Origin of the sequence: Streptococcus sp. 3705 (assembly GCF_013277145.1) — a bacterium.
Taxonomy (GTDB): Bacteria; Bacillota; Bacilli; order Lactobacillales; family Streptococcaceae; genus Streptococcus.
The window spans coordinates 109,365-131,478 of record NZ_VMMJ01000010.1; the positions used below are offsets into that span (position 1 = coordinate 109,365).

A 22,114-nucleotide genomic window follows, 5' to 3' on the forward strand; every position below is an offset into this window, starting at 1 on the left:
TTTACAAGGAGGAAATATGCAAGAAAGTAACAAACGCTTAAAAACAAAGCGAACTATTGAAAATGCTATGGTACAATTACTAATGGAACAACCATTTGATCAAATTTCTACTGTCAAGTTAGCAGAAAAAGCCGGAATTAGTCGTTCCAGCTTCTATACTCACTATAAGGATAAGTATGATATGATTGAGCACTATCAAAGTAAGCTATTTCATACATTTGAATATATTTTTCAAAAACATGCTCATCACAAAAGAGACGCTATTTTAGAAGTCTTTGAATATCTGGAATCAGAACCACTTCTGGCTGCCCTTCTTTCTGAAAATGGGACCAAAGAAATCCAAAATTTCTTACGAAATAAACTTCATATCATGCTCAGTACAGATTTACAAAAGCGATTTATGCAACTGAATCTCAATACCACTGAATTAGAATATAGTAGTATTTATCTAACTCATGCACTTTTTGGTGTCTGCCAAACTTGGATTGCACACGGAAAAAAAGAAAGTCCTCAAGAAATAACAGACTTCCTTATGAAGATGCTTGGTGATACAAATTGATACAAAAAGAGGAACACAGCTGTGTTCCCTTTTATCTATACTCCGCCAGTAGGACTCGAACCTACGACATCATGATTAACAGTCATGCGCTACTACCAACTGAGCTATGGCGGATAAAATAGTCCGTACGGGATTCGAACCCGTGTTACCGCCGTGAAAAGGCGGTGTCTTAACCCCTTGACCAACGGACCTTCTATCTGTAGCAGATATAACCATTATATCAATTTCTTGCTAATTGTCAATTACTTTTGAGATTTTTTCTCTAAAATATCTTTTAATTTTCTAATTTTTAACCTTGAAATAGGACAGCGATGATCTTCATAGAAAACAATTTCTAAGTTTTTTCGATCAATTTCTCTAATATTGCCTATATTTACCAAAAATGACTTATGAGGAGAATAAAATCTCTGAGTATGTTTGTCCTTTTCCTGAATATCTGTCATTGTTCCATAGAACTCTTTTGCAAAATTCTTACCAATAATGCGCAATTTATGAGAGACCCCTGTCGTTTCAATATACAGAATGTCATGGTAAGGAATTTTTAAATCATTTCCCTTGTAATTGTAATCAAAATAATCTACCACATCTTCATTTTCAAGTAACATACTCTTCGTATAGAAGATATTTTGCTCAATTCTCTTCTTGAACATCTCATCATTGATATCCTTATCAACAAAATCTAGGGCTGATACTTGGTATTTATAGGTCAAAGTCGCAAACTCTGATCGACTAGTGATAAAGACGATAATAGCGTAAGGATTGTAATGACGAATGAGCTGAGCCACTTCAAATCCCTTTTTCTCAATTCCATGAATATCAATATCTAGAAAATAAAGCTGATTTACTTCATCGTTTTCAATGTATTCTTCAAATTCACGGACTTTTCCCGTTGTCTTGTATGATATTGGAATATTCGATTCTTTCGAAATTTCATCCAATATTCTCTCTAGTCTCACTTGATGTTCAATAACATCCTCTAAAATTAAAACTTTCATTCAAATTCCCTCTTAAATCTAATAATTTGTCTAAATGTACTGCCTTCCATCTCTGTTTCTAAAATGATGTTGTTGTACTTATCTAGTAGTTCTTTCACATTATTTAATCCGACTCCTCGATTTCTTCCCTTAGTGGAGAATCCTAAGGCAAATAGATCTTCTGAAGGAGTCATCGTCATTTTACATGAATTCTGAATCACAATAACTGTTTCAGTTTCCATCTTAATAACTGCTACTTCCATCTGCTTTTTATAGCTATCAGCCGATCCTTCGACAGCATTGTTCAATAAAACGCTCATGATACGAACCAAATCCAATAGTTCAATTGGGAGCTTGGTAATCGTATCTTTTACTTCCAGTGTAAACTCCACACCGTTATTTCGAGCATAGACAATTGACTGAGCAACCAAACTTCGTAAAGCTGAGTCTTCTATGTTGTTCAAATCAAAGTAAGTGTACTTATCTGAACGCAGTTTATGATTGGCTTTGACCAAAACTTCATTGTAAATTCTGTCAATTTCCTGTAAATCACCACTGTCAATTGCCATCTGCATGCTGACAAGCATACCAGCATAGTCATGTCGAAAACCACGAATTTCATTATACAGACCGACAATTTCATCTGTATAATTCTGTAAATGTTTCTGTTCAAATTTCTTCTGCTTCAACGCAATCTCTTTCTCCATTTGTTCTTTATGAGAATTCATTGCAAAGAAGGTCAAAAATAGAGAGATAAAGACAATAGATGACAAAATACTTCCAAAACTATTCAAATGTTTAATCGTACTTACCATATCAGAAACGAAAGATACAATATGTAGCAATAGTAAAGCAAAAAATACTTTTTTCAAGAAAGGATAAAGGTAGTCCTTGTCAAAATAGATTAGTTCCAAATGGAAATAATGAATTATTTTTAAGACAACAAAATAGGTTAACACCGTTACAACGAAAAAGAATGGGTAATAATGTTGTAAAACAAAATTGTCTCCTGTTATAGAGGAGAAAGTTACGGACAGAAAGTTATGAGTGCTCTCATATAAAAGAGATAGTAGTAAACTTAGAAATAGTCCTCTATCCCTCTCATACTGTTTAATCCATCGAAAATAGGAATATAAGCCCAAAGGAAGTAAAAATGTTGCAGTCCCTAACCCATCCAAATTTAGAAGATAAAAGGAAAGTTCAAGTACTACTTCTACTAGTAATGTATAAGCACCAAAAACGTATAGCTCTTTTCTATTTATTTGACCTTTACAAATTAAATGGTAACTGTAACTAATAATTAAAAAATGACCAATAACTGTCCCAAATCCAAGTAAATTCATTACTCTTTCTCCTTATTTCATTACTTTTTTCGTTGGAAAAGAAAATCAAGGATGAGGTCTGAAACTCTACTTTCCCCACCTTGAATCTCCTGCAAGTCTTTTTCCTTCAAGGCTACAAACTGTTCCAATTTAACTGTGTTTTTCATAATAAAATCTCCTAAAATGTTTTTTTTTTGTAAGCTAACTTACAAAAACCATTATACAAAATGGAATTTCATTTTAGATAAAATTCTCTCAACTGTCATTTTTTTCTCCCCAAGTGTACTTTTTTAAGAAAAAAGCCGGGAAAATTCCCAGCTTTGCTACTATATTGATCCCAGCAGGATTCGAACCTGCGACCGTTCGCTTAGAAGGCGAATGCTCTATCCAGCTGAGCTATGAGACCTAACACCATTATTCTACCAAAAATTCAATTAAAAGTCAATTTTCTATTTATGATAGGGCGAACCCTGCTGAATCGTAAAAGCGCGATAGATTTGTTCAACAAGAACTAGTCTCATTAACTGATGGGGCAAGGTTAAACGGCCAAAACTAACAGAAAGATTAGCTCTCTTTTTTACATCCTGTGCTAACCCCAGACTCCCTCCAATAATAAATGTAAGAGTAGAAAATCCTTTTATAGAAGCTTCTTCTAATTGTTTACTAAATTCTTCTGATGAGAACATTTTCCCTTCGATAGCCAACACAATAACGAAATCACGGTCACCAACTTTTGATAAAATTCTCTGCCCTTCTATTTCTAAAATCTTTTGATTTTCTGACTCACTGGCTTTATCTGGTGTTTTTTCATCTGCTAGCTCAATCATTTCAAGCTTAGCAAATCGAGAAATTCGTTTTGAATACTCCGCGATACCATCTTTTAAATACTTTTCTTTCAGTTTCCCAACTGTTACAATTTTAATTTTCATGACTCTATTCTAACATATTCTCTATTTTTTCACATCTTATTCACAAAATAAAAAATAGATTTCAATTGAGAAAATCACAGTTTTAAAAGAGTTATCCACAGTTTGTGTAAAACTTTTGTGTTTAAGTTATAATTAAGCTAGTCAGTTTATACTTTCAGTAATTCAAAAATATGGAGGCAAATATGAAACATTTAAAAACATTTTACAAAAAAGGGTTTCAATTATTAGTCGTTATCGTCATTAGCTTTTTTAGTGGAGCCTTGGGTAGTTTTTCAATAGCTCAACTAACTCAAAAAAGTAGTGTAAGCAACTCTAATAACAATAGCACCATTACACAGACTGCCTATAAGAACGAAAATTCAACAACACAGGCTGTTAACAAAGTAAAAGATGCTGTTGTTTCCGTTATTACTTATTCAGCAAATAGACAAAATAGCGTATTTGGCAATGATGATACTGACACAGATTCTCAGCAAATCTCTAGTGAAGGATCTGGAGTTATTTATAAAAAGAATGATAAAGAAGCTTACATCGTCACCAACAATCACGTTATAAATGGCGCCAGCAAAGTAGATATTCGATTGTCAGATGGAACTAAAGTACCTGGAGAAATCGTCGGAGCTGACACTTTCTCTGATATTGCTGTCGTCAAAATCTCTTCAGAAAAAGTTACAACAGTAGCTGAGTTTGGTGATTCTAGCAAGTTAACCGTAGGAGAAACTGCTATTGCCATTGGTAGCCCGTTAGGTTCTGAATATGCAAATACTGTTACTCAAGGTATCGTATCTAGTCTCAATCGAAATGTATCCTTAAAATCTGAAGATGGACAAGCCATTTCTACAAAAGCCATCCAAACTGATACTGCTATTAACCCAGGTAACTCTGGTGGCCCACTGATCAATATTCAAGGACAGGTTATCGGAATTACCTCAAGTAAAATTGCCACAAATGGAGGAACATCTGTAGAGGGTCTTGGTTTCGCAATTCCTGCAAATGATGCTATCAATATTATTGAACAGTTAGAAAAGAACGGAAAAGTGACGCGTCCAGCTTTGGGAATCCAGATGGTTAATTTATCTAATATAAGTACAAGCGACATCAGAAGACTCAATATTCCAAGTAATGTTACATCTGGCGTAGTTGTTCGTTCTGTACAAAGTAATATGCCTGCCAATGGTCACCTCGAAAAATACGATGTGATTACAAAAGTGGATGATAAAGATATTGCTTCATCAACAGACTTACAAAGTGCTCTTTACAATCATTCTATCGGAGACACCATTAAGATTACTTACTATCGTAACGGTAAAGAAGAAACTACATCCATCAAGCTTGACAAGAGTTCAGGTGATTTAGAATCTTAATTGACATCTATGTAAAGAAAACTTTACATAAGAGAAAAGATGTGTTAGTGTAGAATCATGGAAAAATTTGAAATGATTTCTATCACGGATATACAAAAAAATCCCTATCAACCCCGAAAAGAATTTGATAGAGAAAAACTAGATGAACTAGCACAGTCTATCAAAGAAAATGGACTCATTCAACCGATTATTGTTCGTCAATCTCCTGTTATTGGTTATGAAATCCTTGCAGGAGAAAGACGCTATCGGGCTTCACTTTTAGCTGGTCTAAGGTCTATCCCAGCTGTTGTTAAACAGCTTTCAGATCAAGAGATGATGGTCCAATCCATCATTGAAAATTTACAGAGAGAAAATTTAAATCCAATAGAAGAAGCACGCGCTTATGAATCTCTCGTAGAGAAAGGATTCACCCATGCTGAAATTGCAGATAAAATGGGCAAGTCTCGTCCATATATTAGCAACTCCATTCGTTTGCTTTCCTTACCAGATGCTATCCTCTCAGAAGTAGAAAATGGCAAACTATCACAAGCACATGCTCGTTCGCTAGTTGGATTGAATAAGGAACAACAAGACTATTTCTTTCAACGGGTTATAGAAGAAGATATTTCTGTAAGGAAATTAGAAGCTCTTCTGACAGAGAAAAAACAAAAGAAACAGCAAAAAAATGATCATTTCATACAAAATGAAGAAGAACAGTTAAAAAAACTACTCGGATTAGATGTAGAAATTAAACTATCTAAAAAAGATAGTGGAAAAATCATTATTTCTTTTTCAAATCAAGAAGAATATAGTAGAATTATCAACAGCCTGAAATAAGGCTGTTCTTTTATTTTTTTATCTCACAAGGTTATCCACTATTTTTTTCGATAAAAAGCTTAATAAATCAATAGTTTCTGACTTTATCCCCAACCTGTGGATAAAACTTGATAACATTGTGGATTATTTTTCACAGCTTGTGGAAAATTCTTACTATCTATGGTAAAATAGGTCTAGTATTAAACTTTTAAATAGTAAAGGAGGAGAAAGGATTGAAAGAAAAACAATTTTGGAATCGTATATTAGAATTTGCTCAAGAAAGACTGACTCGATCCATGTATGATTTCTATGCTATTCAAGCTGAACTCATCAAGGTAGAGGAAAATGTTGCCACTATATTTTTACCACGATCTGAAATGGAAATGGTCTGGGAAAAACAACTAAAAGATATTATTGTAGTTGCTGGATTTGAAATTTATGATGCTGAGATTACTCCTCACTATATTTTCACTAAACCTCAAGATACGGCTATCTCACAAGTTGAAGAAGCTACAAATTCAACTCTTTATGACTATAGTCCAAAGTTAGCATCTATTCCTTATTCGGATACGGGATTAAAAGAAAAGTATACCTTTGATAATTTTATTCAAGGGGATGGAAATGTTTGGGCAGTATCAGCCGCTTTGGCTGTCTCTGAAGATTTGGCCTTGACCTATAATCCTCTTTTTATCTATGGAGGACCTGGGCTTGGTAAGACTCACCTGTTAAACGCTATTGGAAATGAAATTCTAAAAAATATTCCAAATGCGCGTGTTAAATATATTCCTGCCGAAAGCTTTATCAATGACTTTCTTGATCACCTAAGACTTGGGGAAATGGAAAAGTTTAAAAAGACCTATCGTAGTCTTGATCTTTTGTTAATCGATGATATCCAGTCACTCAGCGGAAAAAAAGTCGCAACTCAGGAAGAATTTTTCAATACCTTTAACGCCCTTCATGACAAGCAAAAACAGATTGTCCTAACCAGTGATCGTAGTCCAAAACATCTAGAAGGGCTCGAGGAGAGGCTTGTCACGCGCTTTAGTTGGGGATTGACACAAACTATCACCCCCCCTGACTTTGAAACACGTATTGCCATTTTACAAAGTAAAACGGAACATTTAGGCTACAATTTTCAAAGTGATACTCTAGAATACCTAGCTGGGCAATTTGACTCAAATGTTCGAGATCTTGAGGGAGCTATCAATGACATCACTTTAATTGCCAGAGTAAAAAACATCAAGGATATCACTATTGATATTGCTGCAGAAGCTATTAGAGCTCGCAAACAAGATGTTAGCCAAATGCTCGTCATCCCAATTGACAAAATCCAAAATGAAGTTGGTAACTTTTATGGTGTTAGTATCAAAGAAATGAAAGGAAGCAGACGCCTTCAAAATATTGTTTTAGCCCGTCAAGTAGCCATGTATTTATCTAGAGAACTGACAGATAATAGTCTTCCAAAAATTGGGAAGGAATTTGGAGGAAAAGATCATACAACAGTCATTCATGCCCATGCAAAAATTAAATCTTTGATTGATGAAGACGATAATTTACGTTTAGAAATTGAATCAATCAAAAAGAAAATCAAATAACTTGTGGATAACTTTCGCTTTTTTATCTTTTTTATCCACATTTTTTAAACAAGCTAAAAAACTTGATATGACTTACTTTTAGTCTGTTTTCCACAGATTTCACAGACTCTATTATTACTATTATCCTTCTAATATTAAAAATAAATAAAGGAGAATCCATGATTCATTTTTCAATTAATAAAAATTTATTTCTACAAGCCTTAAATATTACTAAGAGAGCTATTAGTTCTAAAAATGCCATTCCTATTTTATCAACAGTAAAAATTGACGTGACCAACGAAGGTGTTACTTTAATTGGTTCAAATGGTCAGATTTCAATTGAAAATTTTATTTCTCAAAAAAATGAAGATGCTGGTTTGTTAATTACTTCTTTAGGTTCGATTCTTCTTGAAGCTTCTTTCTTTATCAATGTAGTATCTAGTCTACCTGATGTGACTCTTGATTTTAAAGAAATTGAACAAAATCAAATTGTTTTAACCAGTGGAAAATCAGAAATTACCCTAAAAGGAAAAGATAGCGAACAGTACCCACGAATCCAAGAAATTTCAGCAAGCACTCCTTTGGTTCTTGAAACAAAATTACTCAAGAAAATTATCAATGAAACAGCTTTTGCTGCAAGTACACAAGAGAGTCGTCCAATTTTGACAGGTGTTCATTTTGTATTGAGTCAACACAAAGAGTTAAAAACAGTGGCAACAGACTCTCATCGTCTAAGCCAGAAAAAATTGACTCTTGAAAAAAATAGTGATGATTTTGCTGTCGTAATCCCTAGCCGTTCTCTACGCGAATTTTCAGCGGTATTTACAGATGATATTGAAACTGTAGAGATTTTCTTTGCTAACAATCAAATCCTCTTTAGAAGTGAAAATATTAGTTTCTACACACGTTTGTTAGAAGGAAACTATCCTGACACAGATCGCTTGATTCCAACAGACTTTAACACCACTATTACTTTTGATGTGGTAAACTTACGCCAGTCAATGGAACGTGCTCGTCTTTTATCAAGTGCGACTCAAAATGGTACTGTGAAACTTGAAATTAAAGATGGGGTTGTTAGTGCCCATGTTCACTCTCCAGAAGTTGGTAAAGTAAACGAAGAAATCGATACTGACCAGGTTACTGGGGATGATTTGACCATTAGTTTCAACCCAACTTACTTGATTGATTCTCTTAAAGCTTTAAATAGCGAAAAGGTGACCATTAGCTTTATCTCAGCTGTTCGTCCATTTACTCTTGTGCCAGCAGATACTGACGAAGACTTCATGCAGCTCATTACACCAGTTCGTACTAATTAAGTGAAAGAGGTTGAGCTTAGCTCGCCTCTTTTATGATATAATCGAAAAAGAAAAGGAGAGTAGTATGTATCAAGTTGGAAATTTTGTTGAAATGAAAAAACCACATGCTTGTACTATCAAGTCAACAGGAAAAAAAGCTAATCGTTGGGAAATTACACGTGTGGGAGCAGATATCAAAATAAAATGCAGTAATTGTGACCATGTTGTCATGATGGGACGCTATGATTTTGATCGAAAAATGAATAAAATTATTGACTGAGAACCCTTAGTTAGAGGGTTAGCACTTTATCCCTTTTTGTGTTATAATATTAGGGATTGAAATGAAAACGGAGAATGAGAAATATGGCTTTGACAGCAGGTATCGTTGGTTTGCCAAACGTTGGTAAATCAACACTATTTAATGCAATTACAAAAGCAGGAGCAGAGGCAGCAAACTACCCATTTGCGACGATTGATCCAAACGTTGGAATGGTTGAAGTTCCAGATGAACGCCTACAAAAACTAACTGAAATGATTATTCCTAAAAAGACAGTTCCCACAACATTTGAATTTACAGATATTGCAGGGATTGTAAAAGGAGCTTCAAAAGGAGAAGGGCTAGGGAATAAATTCTTGGCCAATATTCGTGAAGTAGATGCGATTGTTCACGTAGTTCGTGCTTTTGATGATGAAAATGTCATGCGCGAGCAAGGACGTGAAGACGCCTTTGTAGATCCACTTGCAGATATTGATACAATTAATCTGGAATTGATTCTTGCTGACTTAGAATCAGTCAATAAGCGTTATGCACGTGTAGAAAAGATGGCACGTACGCAAAAAGATAAGGAATCAGTAGCAGAGTTTAATGTTCTTCAAAAAATTAAACCAGTCCTTGAAGATGGGAAATCAGCACGTACCATTGAATTCACAGATGAGGAACAAAAGGTTGTCAAAGGTCTCTTCCTTTTGACGACTAAACCAGTTCTCTATGTTGCTAATGTAGATGAGGATGTAGTTTCAGATCCAGATTCTATCGACTATGTCAAACAAATTCGTGAATTTGCAGCGACAGAAAATGCTGAAGTAGTCGTTATTTCTGCGCGTGCTGAGGAAGAAATTTCTGAGTTAGACGATGAAGACAAGCAAGAGTTTCTTGAAGCACTTGGATTGACAGAATCAGGCGTTGACAAGTTGACGCGTGCAGCTTACCACTTGCTTGGATTGGGAACTTACTTCACAGCTGGTGAAAAAGAAGTTCGCGCTTGGACCTTCAAACGTGGTATGAAGGCTCCTCAAGCAGCTGGTATTATCCACTCAGACTTTGAAAAAGGCTTTATTCGTGCAGTAACCATGTCATACGATGATTTGGTGAAATATGGATCTGAAAAGGCCGTAAAAGAAGCTGGACGTTTGCGTGAAGAGGGAAAAGAATATATCGTTCAAGATGGCGATATCATGGAATTCCGCTTTAATGTCTAAAAAATTAATAAATTGTGTCAATTAGGTTGGAAAAAAATTCCAACCCTTTTGGCTTTTGAAAGGAAAAATAAATGACCAAATTACTTGTAGGCTTGGGAAATCCAGGGGATAAATATTTTGAAACAAAACACAATGTTGGTTTTATGTTGATTGATCAACTAGCGAAAAAACAGAATGTCACTTTTACACACGATAAGATATTTCAAGCTGACCTAGCATCCTTTTTCCTAAATGGAGAAAAAATTTATCTTGTCAAACCAACGACCTTTATGAATGAAAGTGGAAAAGTAGTTCATGCTTTATTGACTTACTATAGTTTGGATATTGAAGATTTACTCGTCATTTACGACGACCTTGACATGGAAGTTGGGAAAATTCGTTTAAGAGCAAAGGGCTCAGCAGGTGGTCACAATGGTATTAAGTCTATTATTCAACATATTGGAACTCAGGTCTTTAACCGTGTTAAGATTGGAATCGGAAGACCTAAAAATGGTATGTCAGTTGTTCACCATGTTTTGAGTAAGTTTGACAAGGATGATTATATTGATATTTTACAGTCTATTGACAAGGTTGACGATTCTGTAAACTACTATTTACAAGAGAAAAATTTTGAGAAAACAATGCAGAGGTATAATGGATAAATGGTGACCTTATTAGACTTATTCTCAGAAAATGATCAGATTAAAAAATGGTATCAAAATCTGACAGATAAGAAAAGACAACTAATACTTGGTTTATCAACGTCTACTAAGGCTCTTGCAATTGCAAGTAGTCTAGAAAAAGAAGATAAGATTGTGTTACTGACGTCCACTTATGGAGAGGCAGAAGGACTGGTTAGTGATCTTATCACTATCTTGGGTGAGGAACTTGTTTATCCGTTTTTGGTAGATGACTCCCCTATGGTCGAGTTTTTGATGTCTTCACAAGAAAAAATCATTTCACGGGTTGAAGCCTTGCGTTTTTTGACTGATTCATCTAAGAAAGGGATTTTAGTTTGTAATATCGCAGCAAGTCGATTGATTTTACCGTCTCCAAATGTATTCAAAGATAGTATTGTAAAAATAACAGTTGGTGAAGAATATGACCAACACGTGCTTATCCATCAGTTAAAGGAAATAGGCTATCGAAAAGTTACTCAAGTACAAACTCAGGGTGAATTTAGTCTGCGAGGAGATATTTTAGATATTTTTGAAATATCCCAGTTAGAACCTTGCCGAATTGAGTTTTTTGGTGATGAAATTGATGGTATTAGGTCATTTGAAGTAGAAACACAACTATCAAAAGAAAATCAGACAGAACTCACCATTTTTCCAGCTAGTGATATGCTTTTGAGAGAAAAGGATTATCAACGAGGTCAGTCAGTTTTAGAAAAACAAATTTCAAAGACTTTATCACCTATTTTAAAATCATACTTAGAAGAAATTCTTTCAAGTTTTCACCAAAAACAAATTCATTCTGATTCACGGAAATTTTTATCTTTATGCTATGATAAGACATGGACTGTATTTGACTATATTGAAAAAGATACTCCAATATTCTTTGATGATTATCAAAAATTAATGAATCAGTATGAAGTCTTTGAAAGAGAATTAGCACAATACTTTACAGAAGAATTACAGAACAGTAAAGCATTTTCTGAGATGCAGTATTTTGCTGATACAGAGCAAATCTATAAAAAACAGAGTCCGGTGACCTTTTTCTCTAATCTGCAAAAGGGTTTAGGAAATCTCAAGTTTGATCAAATTTATCAATTTAATCAATATCCTATGCAGGAGTTTTTCAATCAATTTTCTTTTCTAAAAGAAGAAATTGAGCGATATAAAAAAATGAATTACACCATTATTCTGCAGTTTAGCAATTCAATGGGAAGTAAGGCATTGGAGGATATGTTAGAGGAATATCAGATTAAATTGGATTCCAGAGATAAGTCAAGTATCTGTAAAGAATCTGTAAACTTAATAGAGGGTAATCTCAGACGTGGTTTTCATTTTGTAGATGAAAAGATTTTATTGATAACTGAACATGAGATTTTTCAAAAGAAATTAAAACGTCGTTTTCGAAGACAACATGTTTCAAACGCAGAGAGATTAAAAGATTACAATGAACTTGAAAAAGGAGATTACGTTGTTCACCATATCCATGGAATTGGTCAATATCTAGGGATTGAAACAATTGAAATCAAAGGGATTCACCGTGATTATGTTAGTGTTCAATACCAAAACGGGGATCAAATCTCTATTCCAGTAGAACAGATTCATCTATTGTCTAAATATGTTTCAAGTGATGGGAAAGCTCCAAAACTCAATAAATTAAATGACGGTCATTTTAAAAAAGCCAAGCAAAAAGTTAAGAACCAGGTAGAGGATATAGCTGACGATTTAATTAAACTCTATTCTGAACGTAGTCAGTTGAAGGGCTTTGCTTTCTCAGCCGATGATGAAGGGCAAGATGCTTTTGATGATGCCTTCCCTTATGTTGAAACGGATGATCAACTTCGTAGTATCGAGGAAATCAAGAGAGATATGCAGGCTTCTCAGCCAATGGATCGACTTTTAGTTGGGGATGTTGGTTTTGGAAAGACTGAAGTTGCAATGCGTGCAGCCTTTAAGGCTGTCAATGATCACAAACAGGTTGTCGTTCTAGTTCCGACGACTGTTTTAGCGCAACAGCACTATACCAATTTTAAGGAACGATTCCAAAATTTTGCAGTTAATATTGATGTGTTGAGTCGCTTTAGAAGTAAAAAAGAGCAGACTGAAACACTTGAAAAATTGAAAAACGGTCAAGTTGATATCTTGATTGGAACTCATCGTGTTTTGTCAAAAGATGTTGTGTTTGCTGATTTAGGCTTGATGATTATTGATGAGGAACAGCGATTTGGTGTCAAGCATAAGGAAACCTTGAAAGAACTGAAGAAACAAGTGGATGTCCTAACTTTGACCGCTACTCCAATCCCTCGTACCCTCCATATGTCTATGCTGGGAATCAGAGATTTGTCTGTTATTGAAACTCCGCCGACTAATCGTTATCCAGTGCAAACCTATGTTTTGGAAAAGAATGAGAGTGTCATTCGTGATGCTGTTTTGCGTGAAATGGAGCGTGGAGGTCAAGTTTACTACCTTTACAACAAAGTTGACACGATTGACCAGAAGGTTTCAGAATTACAGGAGTTGATTCCAGAGGCTTCGATTGGATATGTTCATGGTCGAATGAGTGAAATCCAGTTGGAAAATACTCTACTAGACTTTATTGAGGGACAATACGATATCTTGGTGACGACTACCATTATTGAGACAGGGGTGGACATTCCAAATGCTAATACTTTATTTATTGAAAATGCGGACCATATGGGCTTGTCAACCTTGTATCAGTTAAGAGGAAGAGTCGGTCGTAGTAATCGTATTGCTTATGCCTATCTCATGTATCGTCCAGAAAAATCGATTAGTGAAGTCTCTGAAAAGAGATTAGAAGCGATTAAAGGATTTACAGAATTGGGATCTGGATTTAAGATTGCTATGCGAGATCTTTCGATTCGTGGAGCAGGGAATCTCCTAGGAAAATCCCAGTCTGGTTTCATTGATTCTGTTGGTTTTGAATTGTATTCGCAGTTATTAGAGGAAGCTATTGCTAAACGAAACGGTAATGCTAACACTAATACAAGAACCAGAGGGAATGCTGAGTTGATTTTGCAAATTGATGCCTATCTTCCTGATACTTATATTTCTGATCAACGACATAAGATTGAAATTTACAAGAAAATTCGTCAAATTGACAACCGTGTCAATTATGAAGAGTTACAAGAGGAGTTGATAGACCGTTTTGGAGAATACCCAGATGTAGTAGCCTATCTTTTAGAGATTGGTTTAGTCAAGTCATATTTGGACAAGGTATTTGTTCAACGTGTGGAAAGAAAAGATAATAAAATTACAGTTCAATTTGAAAAAGTCACTCAACGACTGTTTTTAGCTCAAGATTATTTTAAAGCTTTATCCGCAACGAACTTAAAAGCAGGCATCGCTGAGAATAAGGGATTAATGGAGCTTGTATTTGATGTCCAAAATAAGAAAGATTATGAAATTTTAGAAGGTCTGCTGATTTTTGGAGAAAGTTTATTAGAGATAAAAGAGTCTAAGAAAGAAAATTCCATTTGATATTTTTCTTCTATAAAATAGATAAAAATGGTACAATAATAAGTTGAGGTAATAAGGATGAGATTAGACAAATATTTAAAAGTATCGCGAATTATCAAGCGTCGTACAGTCGCAAAAGAAGTAGCAGATAAAGGCAGAATCAAGGTGAATGGAATCTTGGCCAAAAGTTCAACGGACTTGAAAGTTAATGACCAAGTTGAAATTCGTTTTGGAAATAAATTGTTACTTGTAAAAGTACTGGAGATGAAAGATAGTACAAAAAAAGAAGATGCAGCAGGCATGTATGAAATTATCAGTGAAACACGGGTAGAAGAAAATGTCTAAGAATATTGTACAATTGAATAATTCTTTTATTCAAAATGAATACCAACGTCGGCGCTACCTGATGAAAGAGCGACAAAAACGGAATCGTTTCATGGGTTGGGTACTGATTTTGATTATGCTGTTATTTATCTTGCCAACTTTTAATTTAGCGCAGAGTTATCAGCAATTACTCCAAAGACGTCAGCAATTAGCAGACTTGCAAACTCAGTATCGGACTTTGAGTGATGAAAAGGATAAGGAGACAGCATTTGCTACCAAGTTGAAAGATGAGGATTATGCTGCCAAATATACACGAGCGAAGTACTATTATTCTAAGTCGAGGGAAATAGTTTATACGATTCCTGACTTGCTTCAAAGGTGATAAAATGGAAAATTTATTAGATGTAATTGAGCAATTTTTGAGTTTATCAGATGAAAAGCTGGAAGAATTGGCTGATAAAAATCAATTATTGTGTTTACAAGAAGAAAAGGAAAGGAAGAATGCGTAAATTCTTAATTATTTTGTTGCTACCGAGTTTTTTGACCATCTCAAAAGTCGTTAGCACAGAAAAAGAAGTCGTCTATACTTCGAAAGAAATTTATTACCTTTCACAATCTGACTTTGGTATTTATTTTAGAGAAAAGCTAAGTTCTCCTATGGTTTATGGAGAAGTTCCTGTCTATGCGAATGAAGATTTAGTAGTGGAATCTGGAAAATTGACTCCTAAAACAAGTTTTCAAATAACCGAGTGGCGCTTAAATAAACAAGGAATTCCGGTATTTAAGCTATCAAATCATCAATTTATAGCTGCGGACAAACGATTTTTATATGATCAGTCAGAGGTAACTCCAATAATAAAAAAAGTATGGTTAGAATCTGACTTTAAACTGTACAATAGTCCTTATGATTTAAAAGAAGTGAAATCATCCTTATCAGCTTATTCACAAGTATCAATTGATAAGACCATGTTTGTAGAAGGAAGAGAATTTCTACATATTGATCAGGCTGGATGGGTAGCTAAAGAATCAACTTCTGAAGAAGATAATCGGATGAGTAAAGTCCAAGAAATGTTATCGGAAAAATATCAGAAGGATTCATTCTCTATTTATGTTAAGCAACTGACTACTGGAAAAGAAGCAGGTATCAATCAAGATGAAAAGATGTATGCAGCTAGCGTTTTGAAACTCCCTTATCTCTATTATGCGCAAGAAAAAATAAATGATGGTCTTTATCAGTTAGATACGACTGTAAAATACGTATCTGCAGTCAATGATTTTCCAGGTTCTTATAAACCAGAGGGAAGTGGTAGTCTTCCTAAAAAAGAGGATAATAAAGAGTATTCTCTCAAGGACTTAATCACAAAAGTATCTAAAGAATCTGATAATGTAGCTCATAATCTATTGGGTTATTACATTTCAAACCAATCTGATGCCACATTCAAATCCAAGATGTCTGCCATTATGGGAGATGATTGGGATCCAAAAGAAAAATTGATTTCTTCCAAGATGGCCGGGAAGGTCATGGAAGCTATTTATAATCAAAATGGATTTGTGCTAGAGTCTTTGACTAAAACAGATTTTGATAATCAGCGAATTGCCAAAGGTGTTTCTGTGAAGGTAGCTCATAAAATTGGGGATGCGGACGAATTTAAGCATGATACGGGTGTTGTCTACGCAGATTCTCCATTTATTCTTTCTATTTTCACTAAGAATTCTGATTATGATACAATTTCTCAGATATCCAAGGATGTTTATGAGGTTCTAAAATGAGAAAACAAGATTTTTTAAATCATTTTCTCAAGAAGGGATATTTCAAAAAGCATACTAAGGTGGTGCTAGCTCTTTCTGGTGGGTTAGATTCTATGTTTCTATTTAAGGTATTATCTACTTATCAAAAAGAGTTAGAAATTGAACTGATTTTAGCACATGTGAATCATAAGCAGAGAGTAGAATCAGATTGGGAAGAACAGGAATTAAGGAAGTTAGCTGCTGAAGCAGAGCTTCCTATTTATATTAGCAATTTTTTAGGAGAATTTTCAGAAGCGCGGGCTCGACATTTTCGTTATGATTTTTTTCAAGAGGTCATGAAAAAGACAGGTGCGACAGCTTTAGTCACTGCCCACCATGCTGATGACCAGGTGGAAACGATTTTGATGCGTTTGATTCGAGGTACTCGTTTGCGCTATCTATCAGGAATTAAGGAGAAGCAAGTAGTAGGAGAGATAGAAATCATTCGTCCCTTCTTGCATTTTCAGAAAAAAGACTTTCCTTCAATTTTTCACTTTGAAGATACATCAAATAAGGAAAATCATTATTTTCGAAATCGTATTCGAAACTCTTATTTACCAGAATTAGAGAAAGAAAATCCTAGATTTAGAGATGCAATCTTAAGTATTGGAAATGAAATTTTAGATTATGACTTAGCTATAGCTGAATTATCTAATAATATTGATGTAGAAAATTTAGATCAGCTATTGTCTTACTCTGAGTCTACACAAAGAGTTTTACTTCAAACTTATCTGAATCGTTTTCCAGATTTGAATCTTACAAAAGCGCAGTTTGCTGAAGTTCGGCAAATTTTAAAAACTAAAAGCCAGTATCGTCATCTGCTTAAAAATGGCTATGAATTGATAAAAGAGTATCAACAGTTTCAGATTTGTAAAATCAGTCCGCAGGCTGATGAAAAGGAAGATGAACTTGTGTTACACTATCAAAATCAGGTATCTTATCAAGGTTATTTATTTTCCTTTGGACTTCCATTAGAAGGTGAATCAATTCAACGAATACCTGTTTCACGGGAAACATCAATACTCATTCGTCATCGAAAAAGAGGAGATTTTTTGATTCAAAATGGGCATAGAAAAAAACTCAGACGTCTATTTATTGATTTGAAAATCCCTATGGAAAAGCGAAAATCTGCTCTGATTATTGAGCAATTTGGTGAAATTGTCTCAATTTTGGGAATTGCGACTAGTGATTTGAGTAAAAACACGAAAAATGATATAATGAACACTGTACTTTATATAGAAAAAATAGATAGGTAAAAAAATGTTAGAAAACGATATTAAAAAAATCCTCGTTTCACACGATGAAATTACAGAAGCTGCTAAAAAATTAGGTGCTCAATTAACTAAGGACTATGCAGGAAAAAATCCAATCTTGGTTGGGATTTTAAAAGGATCTATTCCTTTTATGGCTGAATTGGTCAAACATATTGATACACATATTGAAATGGACTTCATGATGGTTTCTAGCTACCATGGTGGAACAGCAAGTAGTGGTGTCATCAATATCAAGCAAGATGTAACTCAAGATATTAAAGGAAGACATGTTCTATTTGTAGAGGATATCATTGATACAGGTCAAACTTTGAAGAATTTGCGAGATATGTTTATTGCAAGAGATGCAGCTTCTGTTAAGATTGCAACTTTATTGGATAAACCAGAGGGACGTGTTGTAGAAATTGAGGCAGACTATACCTGCTTTACTATCCCAAATGAGTTTGTAGTAGGTTATGGTTTAGACTACAAAGAAAATTATCGTAATCTTCCTTATGTTGGAGTATTGAAAGAAGAAGTGTATTCAAATTAGAAAGAACAATTTTTAATGAAAAAACAAAATAATGGTTTAATTAAAAATCCATTTCTATGGTTATTACTTATTTTTTTCCTAGTTACAGCTTACCAGTATTTTAGTACAGGTAGTGTTGCAGGGAAAAGTGAGCAAATTAATTATACAGAATTGGTAAAAGAAATTACCGATGACAATGTAAAAGAATTAACCTACCAACCAAATGGTAGTGTTATCGAAGTTTCGGGTGTCTATAAAAATCCTAAAACAAGTAAAGAAGAAACAGGCATTCAGTTCTTTTCTCCATCTGTTACAACAGTAGAGAAATTTTCAAGTATTATTCTTCCCTCTGATACTACAGTATCAGAATTGCAAAAACTTGCTTCGGACCATAAAGCAGAAGTAACTATTAAGCATGAAAGTTCAAGTGGTATGTGGATTAATCTACTCGTATCCATTGTGCCATTTGGAATTCTATTCTTCTTCCTATTCTCTATGATGGGAAATATGGGGGGAGGCAATGGTCGTAACCCAATGAGTTTTGGACGTAGTAAGGCTAAAGCTGCAAATAAAGAAGATATTAAAGTAAGATTTTCAGATGTTGCTGGAGCTGAGGAAGAAAAACAAGAACTAGTTGAAGTTGTTGAATTCTTAAAAGATCCAAAACGATTTACAAAACTTGGAGCCCGGATTCCAGCAGGTGTTCTTTTGGAGGGACCTCCGGGAACAGGTAAGACATTGCTTGCTAAGGCAGTCGCCGGAGAAGCAGGCGTTCCATTCTTTAGTATCTCAGGTTCTGACTTTGTAGAAATGTTTGTCGGAGTTGGAGCTAGTCGTGTTCGTTCTCTTTTTGAAGATGCCAAAAAAGCAGCGCCAGCTATTATCTTTATCGATGAAATTGATGCTGTCGGACGTCAACGTGGAGTTGGTTTAGGCGGAGGTAATGACGAACGTGAACAAACCTTGAACCAACTCTTGATTGAGATGGATGGTTTTGAGGGAAATGAAGGGATTATCGTCATCGCTGCTACAAACCGTTCAGATGTACTTGACCCTGCCCTTCTGCGTCCAGGACGTTTTGATAGAAAAGTATTGGTTGGCCGTCCTGATGTCAAAGGTCGTGAAGCAATCTTGAAAGTTCATGCTAAGAACAAGCCTTTAGCAGAAGATGTTGATTTGAAATTAGTTGCTCAACAAACTCCAAGCTTTGTTGGTGCTGATTTAGAGAATGTCTTGAATGAAGCAGCCTTGGTTGCCGCTCGTCGCAATAAATCGATAATTGATGCTTCAGATATTGATGAAGCAGAAGATAGAGTGATTGCTGGACCTTCTAAGAAAGATAAGACAGTTTCACAAAAAGAACGTGAATTGGTTGCCTACCATGAGGCAGGACATACCATTGTTGGTCTAGTCTTGTCGAATGCCCGTGTTGTTCATAAGGTTACAATTGTACCAAGAGGTCGTGCAGGTGGTTACATGATTGCACTTCCTAAGGAAGATCAAATGCTTCTATCTAAAGAAGATATGAAAGAGCAATTGGCTGGCTTAATGGGTGGACGTGTAGCTGAAGAAATTATCTTTAATGTCCAAACTACAGGAGCTTCAAACGACTTTGAACAAGCGACACAAATGGCGCGTGCAATGGTTACAGAGTACGGTATGAGTGAAAAACTTGGCCCAGTACAATATGAAGGAAATCATGCTATGTTTGGTGCACAGAGTCCTCAAAAATCAATTTCAGAACAAACAGCTTATGAAATTGACGAAGAGGTTCGTTCATTATTAAATGAAGCACGAAATAAAGCTGCTGAAATCATCCAATCAAATCGTGAAACTCATAAGTTGATTGCAGAAGCATTATTGAAATATGAAACATTGGATAGTACACAAATTAAAGCTCTTTATGAAACAGGAAAGATGCCTGAAACCGTAGAAGAGGAGTCTCATGCATTATCTTATGATGAAGTAAAGTCAAAAATGAATGACGAAAAATAACCCAAAGAGAGGCTTGTCCTCTCTTTTTTGTGCAGTTGAGGATCTAAAGGGTGCAGAATGGAGGAAATGTGCCAAAAGTGTTTCTGAATCTGTTAGACTGTATCTAGAAAGGGGAAGATTATGCTTAAAAAAATGTATGAAGAAGTCCAAGGAATTGTATACAAGTGTAGAAATGAATATTACCTTCATTTGTGGGAGCTATCGGATTGGGACCAAGAGGGCATGATATGTCTACATGAATTGATTAGTAGAGAAGAAGGGCTGGTAGAAGATATCCCTCGTTTAAGGAAATATTTCAAAACAAAATTCCGGAATCGAATTTTAGATTATCTCCGTAAGCAGGAAAGCCACAAACGAAGATATAATAAAGAACCTTATGAAGAAGTGGGTGAGATAAGTCATCGTATAAGTGAGGGCGGTCTGTGGCTAGATGACTATTATCTCTTTCATGAAACCCTAAGAGATTATAGAAACAAACAAACTAAAGAGCAACAAGAAGAGTTAGAACGCGTCTTAAGGGATGAACGCTTCCGAGGGCGTCAAAGAGTGCTAAAGGACTTACGTATTGTGTTTAAAGAGTTTGACATCCGTACCCACTAGGAAGTCATGCAAAAAAGGTAAATTCCCAAACTAACTTCCACCGCTAATCCAAGTGGAAGTTAGTCTGATAAAAATCCTAAAAACCAGTGGAAATCCGTGTCAGGGTAAGTTCCACTGGTTTTAATCATGCTTTATTTCATCGTTTTTGTAGCCGAAAGGAATCGAAAAAAAGAGCGCACAAAATCCCGTCATCTGAAAGCGTTTCAGATTAAGTTCCGCTATGGTGGAAGTTAGTGTGAGACGTTTGAATAGGGTTTTAGGTTAGTTTTTAGAACTTATGTTGGAGTAATGTAGACGACTGACAGACGTCTTCTGCAGGTATTTTAGAAATGCCGAGAAGCTTAGGAATCTCTTCTCCATAGGTAAATGCAAAGAGCTCATAGGCTGACTTTCCATTCAAAGCAGCACGTTTGACGCTGTTGACATGCGAACAAACGAGATTGATATCCTCTTGAGTTAAGTTGTCAAAAGAAGTTCCTTTAGGTAGAATATCGCGAATCAGCGTGTGATTTTTCTCAATTCTCCCTTTCTGGTCAGAGCGATTAGGGTTACAAAAGAAGAGTTTACTCTCTCCTCGCACATCCATTTCGATATCATCGACCCTGGCAAACTCTCCTCCATTATCGGTAAGAATGACAGGAAAGAGTTGGAAGAAATCTTTGTCAGCTTGGTGAAGAGTGTTCTTGATGTCATAGAGGTGTTTGGTAACCTCAAGGGCAGTTTTATTATCCAGCAGTCTAGCGAAGATAAAGTTACAGAAAGATAGATTGAAGGTGAGTAGGACTTTACCTCCCATTCTGCCCATAACTGTATCCATTTCCAACCAAGAGTCTAGTTGCTTAAGAGCTAAATAATTTAGGAAATCCTCATAGGAGCGGCCTTTCTTAGCTTCTTTAGGGATGGAAGGTAGCTTACTTTTCCGTCTTTCTTTGAATTTAACGGCTCTGGTTAGGTCAATAGGAGCGATAGATAGGTATCCTTTTCGGATGTGTCGATAGACAGTTGAGGAGCTGACATCGAGGTTGTGAGTTTTGAGGATATGATAGATGTGTTGTCCCTTTTTAACACCATCAGAAATGACTTTGTCCATTTCCCAGAAGGTCTTGGAATTGAGGGGAGTTCCTTCACGAGATTCAACAAGAGTTTGTTCGTACTGTTTTTGAGCTTGTTTAGCGAGGTATAAAATCTTCTTATAGCCACAATT

At 35.3% G+C, this 22,114-nt stretch carries 22 protein-coding genes and 3 tRNA genes; 17 read left to right on the plus strand and 8 right to left on the minus strand.

The features are described 5' to 3' along the window. Positions 1-16 precede the first annotated feature (16 nt). Positions 17-559: a TetR-like C-terminal domain-containing protein gene (locus HT714_RS03210; protein WP_001158275.1), complete on the plus strand. Its 543-nt coding sequence runs from the start codon at positions 17-19 to the stop codon at positions 557-559. A gap of 40 nt (positions 560-599) precedes the next feature. Here HT714_RS03210 and HT714_RS03215 read toward each other — a convergent pair. The 7 genes from HT714_RS03215 to rlmH form a co-directional block, all read right to left on the minus strand. Continuing rightward, positions 600-673: transfer RNA gene (locus HT714_RS03215), tRNA-Asn, on the minus strand. A gap of 5 nt (positions 674-678) precedes the next feature. Continuing rightward, positions 679-750, minus strand: a tRNA-Glu gene (locus tag HT714_RS03220). Between the two features lie 51 nt (positions 751-801). Further along, positions 802-1,554, minus strand: coding sequence for a competence system response regulator transcription factor ComE (comE, locus tag HT714_RS03225; RefSeq protein WP_000866065.1), 753 nt, complete (start codon positions 1,552-1,554; stop codon positions 802-804). Beyond that, complete coding sequence (gene comD / locus HT714_RS03230; RefSeq protein ID WP_173251468.1) at positions 1,551-2,876, minus strand: competence system sensor histidine kinase ComD; 1,326 nt, start codon at positions 2,874-2,876, stop codon at positions 1,551-1,553. Before comD ends, comE begins: the two co-directional genes overlap by 4 nt. 20 nt (positions 2,877-2,896) lie before the next feature. Continuing rightward, positions 2,897-3,022, minus strand: coding sequence for a competence-stimulating peptide ComC (gene comC, locus HT714_RS03235; protein ID WP_101786261.1), 126 nt, complete (start codon positions 3,020-3,022; stop codon positions 2,897-2,899). A 165-nt stretch (positions 3,023-3,187) separates the two neighbouring features. After that, a tRNA-Arg gene (locus HT714_RS03240) sits at positions 3,188-3,261 on the minus strand. Between the two features lie 43 nt (positions 3,262-3,304). Beyond that, positions 3,305-3,784: a 23S rRNA (pseudouridine(1915)-N(3))-methyltransferase RlmH gene (rlmH, locus tag HT714_RS03245; protein ID WP_173224817.1), complete on the minus strand. Its 480-nt coding sequence runs from the start codon at positions 3,782-3,784 to the stop codon at positions 3,305-3,307. Between the two features lie 182 nt (positions 3,785-3,966). Here rlmH and HT714_RS03250 point away from each other — a divergent pair, with 182 nt between their 5' ends. The 16 genes from HT714_RS03250 to HT714_RS03320 all read left to right on the plus strand — a co-directional run bounded on the left by HT714_RS03250 (position 3,967) and on the right by HT714_RS03320 (position 20,910). Then, a complete protein-coding gene (locus HT714_RS03250; protein WP_050242853.1) occupies positions 3,967-5,148 on the plus strand; it encodes a S1C family serine protease in 1,182 nt (393 codons plus the stop codon). Positions 5,149-5,205: 57 nt separating this feature from the next. Continuing rightward, the gene (locus tag HT714_RS03255) at positions 5,206-5,964 is read left to right on the plus strand and encodes a ParB/RepB/Spo0J family partition protein (protein WP_050252627.1); all 759 of its coding nucleotides are present in this window, start codon (positions 5,206-5,208) and stop codon (positions 5,962-5,964) included. 212 nt (positions 5,965-6,176) lie between these two features. Continuing rightward, positions 6,177-7,538, plus strand: coding sequence for a chromosomal replication initiator protein DnaA (gene dnaA, locus HT714_RS03260; RefSeq protein ID WP_050242855.1), 1,362 nt, complete (start codon positions 6,177-6,179; stop codon positions 7,536-7,538). Between the two features lie 158 nt (positions 7,539-7,696). Next, positions 7,697-8,833, plus strand: coding sequence for a DNA polymerase III subunit beta (dnaN, locus tag HT714_RS03265; RefSeq protein WP_173224814.1), 1,137 nt, complete (start codon positions 7,697-7,699; stop codon positions 8,831-8,833). A 64-nt stretch (positions 8,834-8,897) separates the two neighbouring features. Next, entirely contained in the window at positions 8,898-9,092 is a 195-nt protein-coding gene (locus HT714_RS03270; protein ID WP_000285186.1) for a DUF951 family protein, read from the plus strand. An 83-nt stretch (positions 9,093-9,175) separates the two neighbouring features. After that, entirely contained in the window at positions 9,176-10,291 is a 1,116-nt protein-coding gene (gene ychF, locus HT714_RS03275) for a redox-regulated ATPase YchF (RefSeq protein ID WP_173224811.1), read from the plus strand. A gap of 71 nt (positions 10,292-10,362) precedes the next feature. Then, positions 10,363-10,932 carry an aminoacyl-tRNA hydrolase gene (pth, locus tag HT714_RS03280; protein ID WP_173224808.1) on the plus strand — a complete coding sequence of 190 codons (570 nt, stop codon included), beginning with the start codon at positions 10,363-10,365 and terminating at the stop codon, positions 10,930-10,932. Then, a complete protein-coding gene (gene mfd, locus HT714_RS03285; RefSeq protein ID WP_173224805.1) occupies positions 10,933-14,442 on the plus strand; it encodes a transcription-repair coupling factor in 3,510 nt (1,169 codons plus the stop codon). 57 nt (positions 14,443-14,499) lie between these two features. Continuing rightward, entirely contained in the window at positions 14,500-14,766 is a 267-nt protein-coding gene (locus tag HT714_RS03290) for an RNA-binding S4 domain-containing protein (RefSeq protein WP_001234978.1), read from the plus strand. Continuing rightward, positions 14,759-15,127 (plus strand): septum formation initiator family protein, encoded by a 369-nt coding sequence (locus HT714_RS03295; protein WP_050216165.1) that lies wholly within the window; start codon positions 14,759-14,761, stop codon positions 15,125-15,127. Before HT714_RS03290 ends, HT714_RS03295 begins: the two co-directional genes overlap by 8 nt. Before the next feature lie 4 nt (positions 15,128-15,131). Then, the gene (locus HT714_RS09850) at positions 15,132-15,254 is read left to right on the plus strand and encodes an SP_0009 family protein (protein WP_257884889.1); all 123 of its coding nucleotides are present in this window, start codon (positions 15,132-15,134) and stop codon (positions 15,252-15,254) included. Next, on the plus strand, positions 15,247-16,515 hold the full coding sequence (locus HT714_RS03300; protein ID WP_173224801.1) for a serine hydrolase: 1,269 nt from the start codon (positions 15,247-15,249) through the stop codon (positions 16,513-16,515). Before HT714_RS09850 ends, HT714_RS03300 begins: the two co-directional genes overlap by 8 nt. Further along, on the plus strand, positions 16,512-17,789 hold the full coding sequence (gene tilS, locus HT714_RS03305) for a tRNA lysidine(34) synthetase TilS (RefSeq protein ID WP_173224798.1): 1,278 nt from the start codon (positions 16,512-16,514) through the stop codon (positions 17,787-17,789). Before HT714_RS03300 ends, tilS begins: the two co-directional genes overlap by 4 nt. Before the next feature lie 4 nt (positions 17,790-17,793). Next, positions 17,794-18,336, plus strand: a complete 543-nt coding sequence (hpt, locus tag HT714_RS03310; RefSeq protein WP_000892171.1) for a hypoxanthine phosphoribosyltransferase — start codon at positions 17,794-17,796, stop codon at positions 18,334-18,336. A gap of 15 nt (positions 18,337-18,351) precedes the next feature. Beyond that, a complete protein-coding gene (gene ftsH / locus HT714_RS03315) occupies positions 18,352-20,310 on the plus strand; it encodes an ATP-dependent zinc metalloprotease FtsH (RefSeq protein WP_173251470.1) in 1,959 nt (652 codons plus the stop codon). A 120-nt stretch (positions 20,311-20,430) separates the two neighbouring features. Then, the gene (locus HT714_RS03320) at positions 20,431-20,910 is read left to right on the plus strand and encodes a sigma-70 family RNA polymerase sigma factor (RefSeq protein ID WP_173224791.1); all 480 of its coding nucleotides are present in this window, start codon (positions 20,431-20,433) and stop codon (positions 20,908-20,910) included. Positions 20,911-21,178: 268 nt separating this feature from the next. On the opposite strand, the gene HT714_RS03325 is transcribed toward HT714_RS03320, so the two are convergent. Then, on the minus strand, positions 21,179-22,114 hold a 936-nt coding region (locus HT714_RS03325), incomplete at its 5' end, for an IS30 family transposase (protein ID WP_173251472.1).

Bases quoted from the DNA above. Each gene is read 5' to 3' on its own strand.
- HT714_RS03210 (WP_001158275.1), top strand. From the start codon at position 17: ATGCAAGAAAGTAACAAACGCTTAAAAACAAAGCGAACTATTGAAAAT.
- comE (WP_000866065.1), bottom strand. From the start codon at position 1,554: ATGAAAGTTTTAATTTTAGAGGATGTTATTGAACATCAAGTGAGACTA.
- comD (WP_173251468.1), bottom strand. From the start codon at position 2,876: ATGAATTTACTTGGATTTGGGACAGTTATTGGTCATTTTTTAATTATT.
- comC (WP_101786261.1), bottom strand. From the start codon at position 3,022: ATGAAAAACACAGTTAAATTGGAACAGTTTGTAGCCTTGAAGGAAAAA.
- rlmH (WP_173224817.1), bottom strand. From the start codon at position 3,784: ATGAAAATTAAAATTGTAACAGTTGGGAAACTGAAAGAAAAGTATTTA.
- HT714_RS03250 (WP_050242853.1), top strand. From the start codon at position 3,967: ATGAAACATTTAAAAACATTTTACAAAAAAGGGTTTCAATTATTAGTC.
- HT714_RS03255 (WP_050252627.1), top strand. From the start codon at position 5,206: ATGGAAAAATTTGAAATGATTTCTATCACGGATATACAAAAAAATCCC.
- dnaN (WP_173224814.1), top strand. From the start codon at position 7,697: ATGATTCATTTTTCAATTAATAAAAATTTATTTCTACAAGCCTTAAAT.
- HT714_RS03270 (WP_000285186.1), top strand. From the start codon at position 8,898: ATGTATCAAGTTGGAAATTTTGTTGAAATGAAAAAACCACATGCTTGT.
- ychF (WP_173224811.1), top strand. From the start codon at position 9,176: ATGGCTTTGACAGCAGGTATCGTTGGTTTGCCAAACGTTGGTAAATCA.
- pth (WP_173224808.1), top strand. From the start codon at position 10,363: ATGACCAAATTACTTGTAGGCTTGGGAAATCCAGGGGATAAATATTTT.
- mfd (WP_173224805.1), top strand. From the start codon at position 10,933: ATGGTGACCTTATTAGACTTATTCTCAGAAAATGATCAGATTAAAAAA.
- HT714_RS03290 (WP_001234978.1), top strand. From the start codon at position 14,500: ATGAGATTAGACAAATATTTAAAAGTATCGCGAATTATCAAGCGTCGT.
- HT714_RS03295 (WP_050216165.1), top strand. From the start codon at position 14,759: ATGTCTAAGAATATTGTACAATTGAATAATTCTTTTATTCAAAATGAA.
- HT714_RS09850 (WP_257884889.1), top strand. From the start codon at position 15,132: ATGGAAAATTTATTAGATGTAATTGAGCAATTTTTGAGTTTATCAGAT.
- HT714_RS03300 (WP_173224801.1), top strand. From the start codon at position 15,247: ATGCGTAAATTCTTAATTATTTTGTTGCTACCGAGTTTTTTGACCATC.
- tilS (WP_173224798.1), top strand. From the start codon at position 16,512: ATGAGAAAACAAGATTTTTTAAATCATTTTCTCAAGAAGGGATATTTC.
- hpt (WP_000892171.1), top strand. From the start codon at position 17,794: ATGTTAGAAAACGATATTAAAAAAATCCTCGTTTCACACGATGAAATT.
- ftsH (WP_173251470.1), top strand. From the start codon at position 18,352: ATGAAAAAACAAAATAATGGTTTAATTAAAAATCCATTTCTATGGTTA.
- HT714_RS03320 (WP_173224791.1), top strand. From the start codon at position 20,431: ATGCTTAAAAAAATGTATGAAGAAGTCCAAGGAATTGTATACAAGTGT.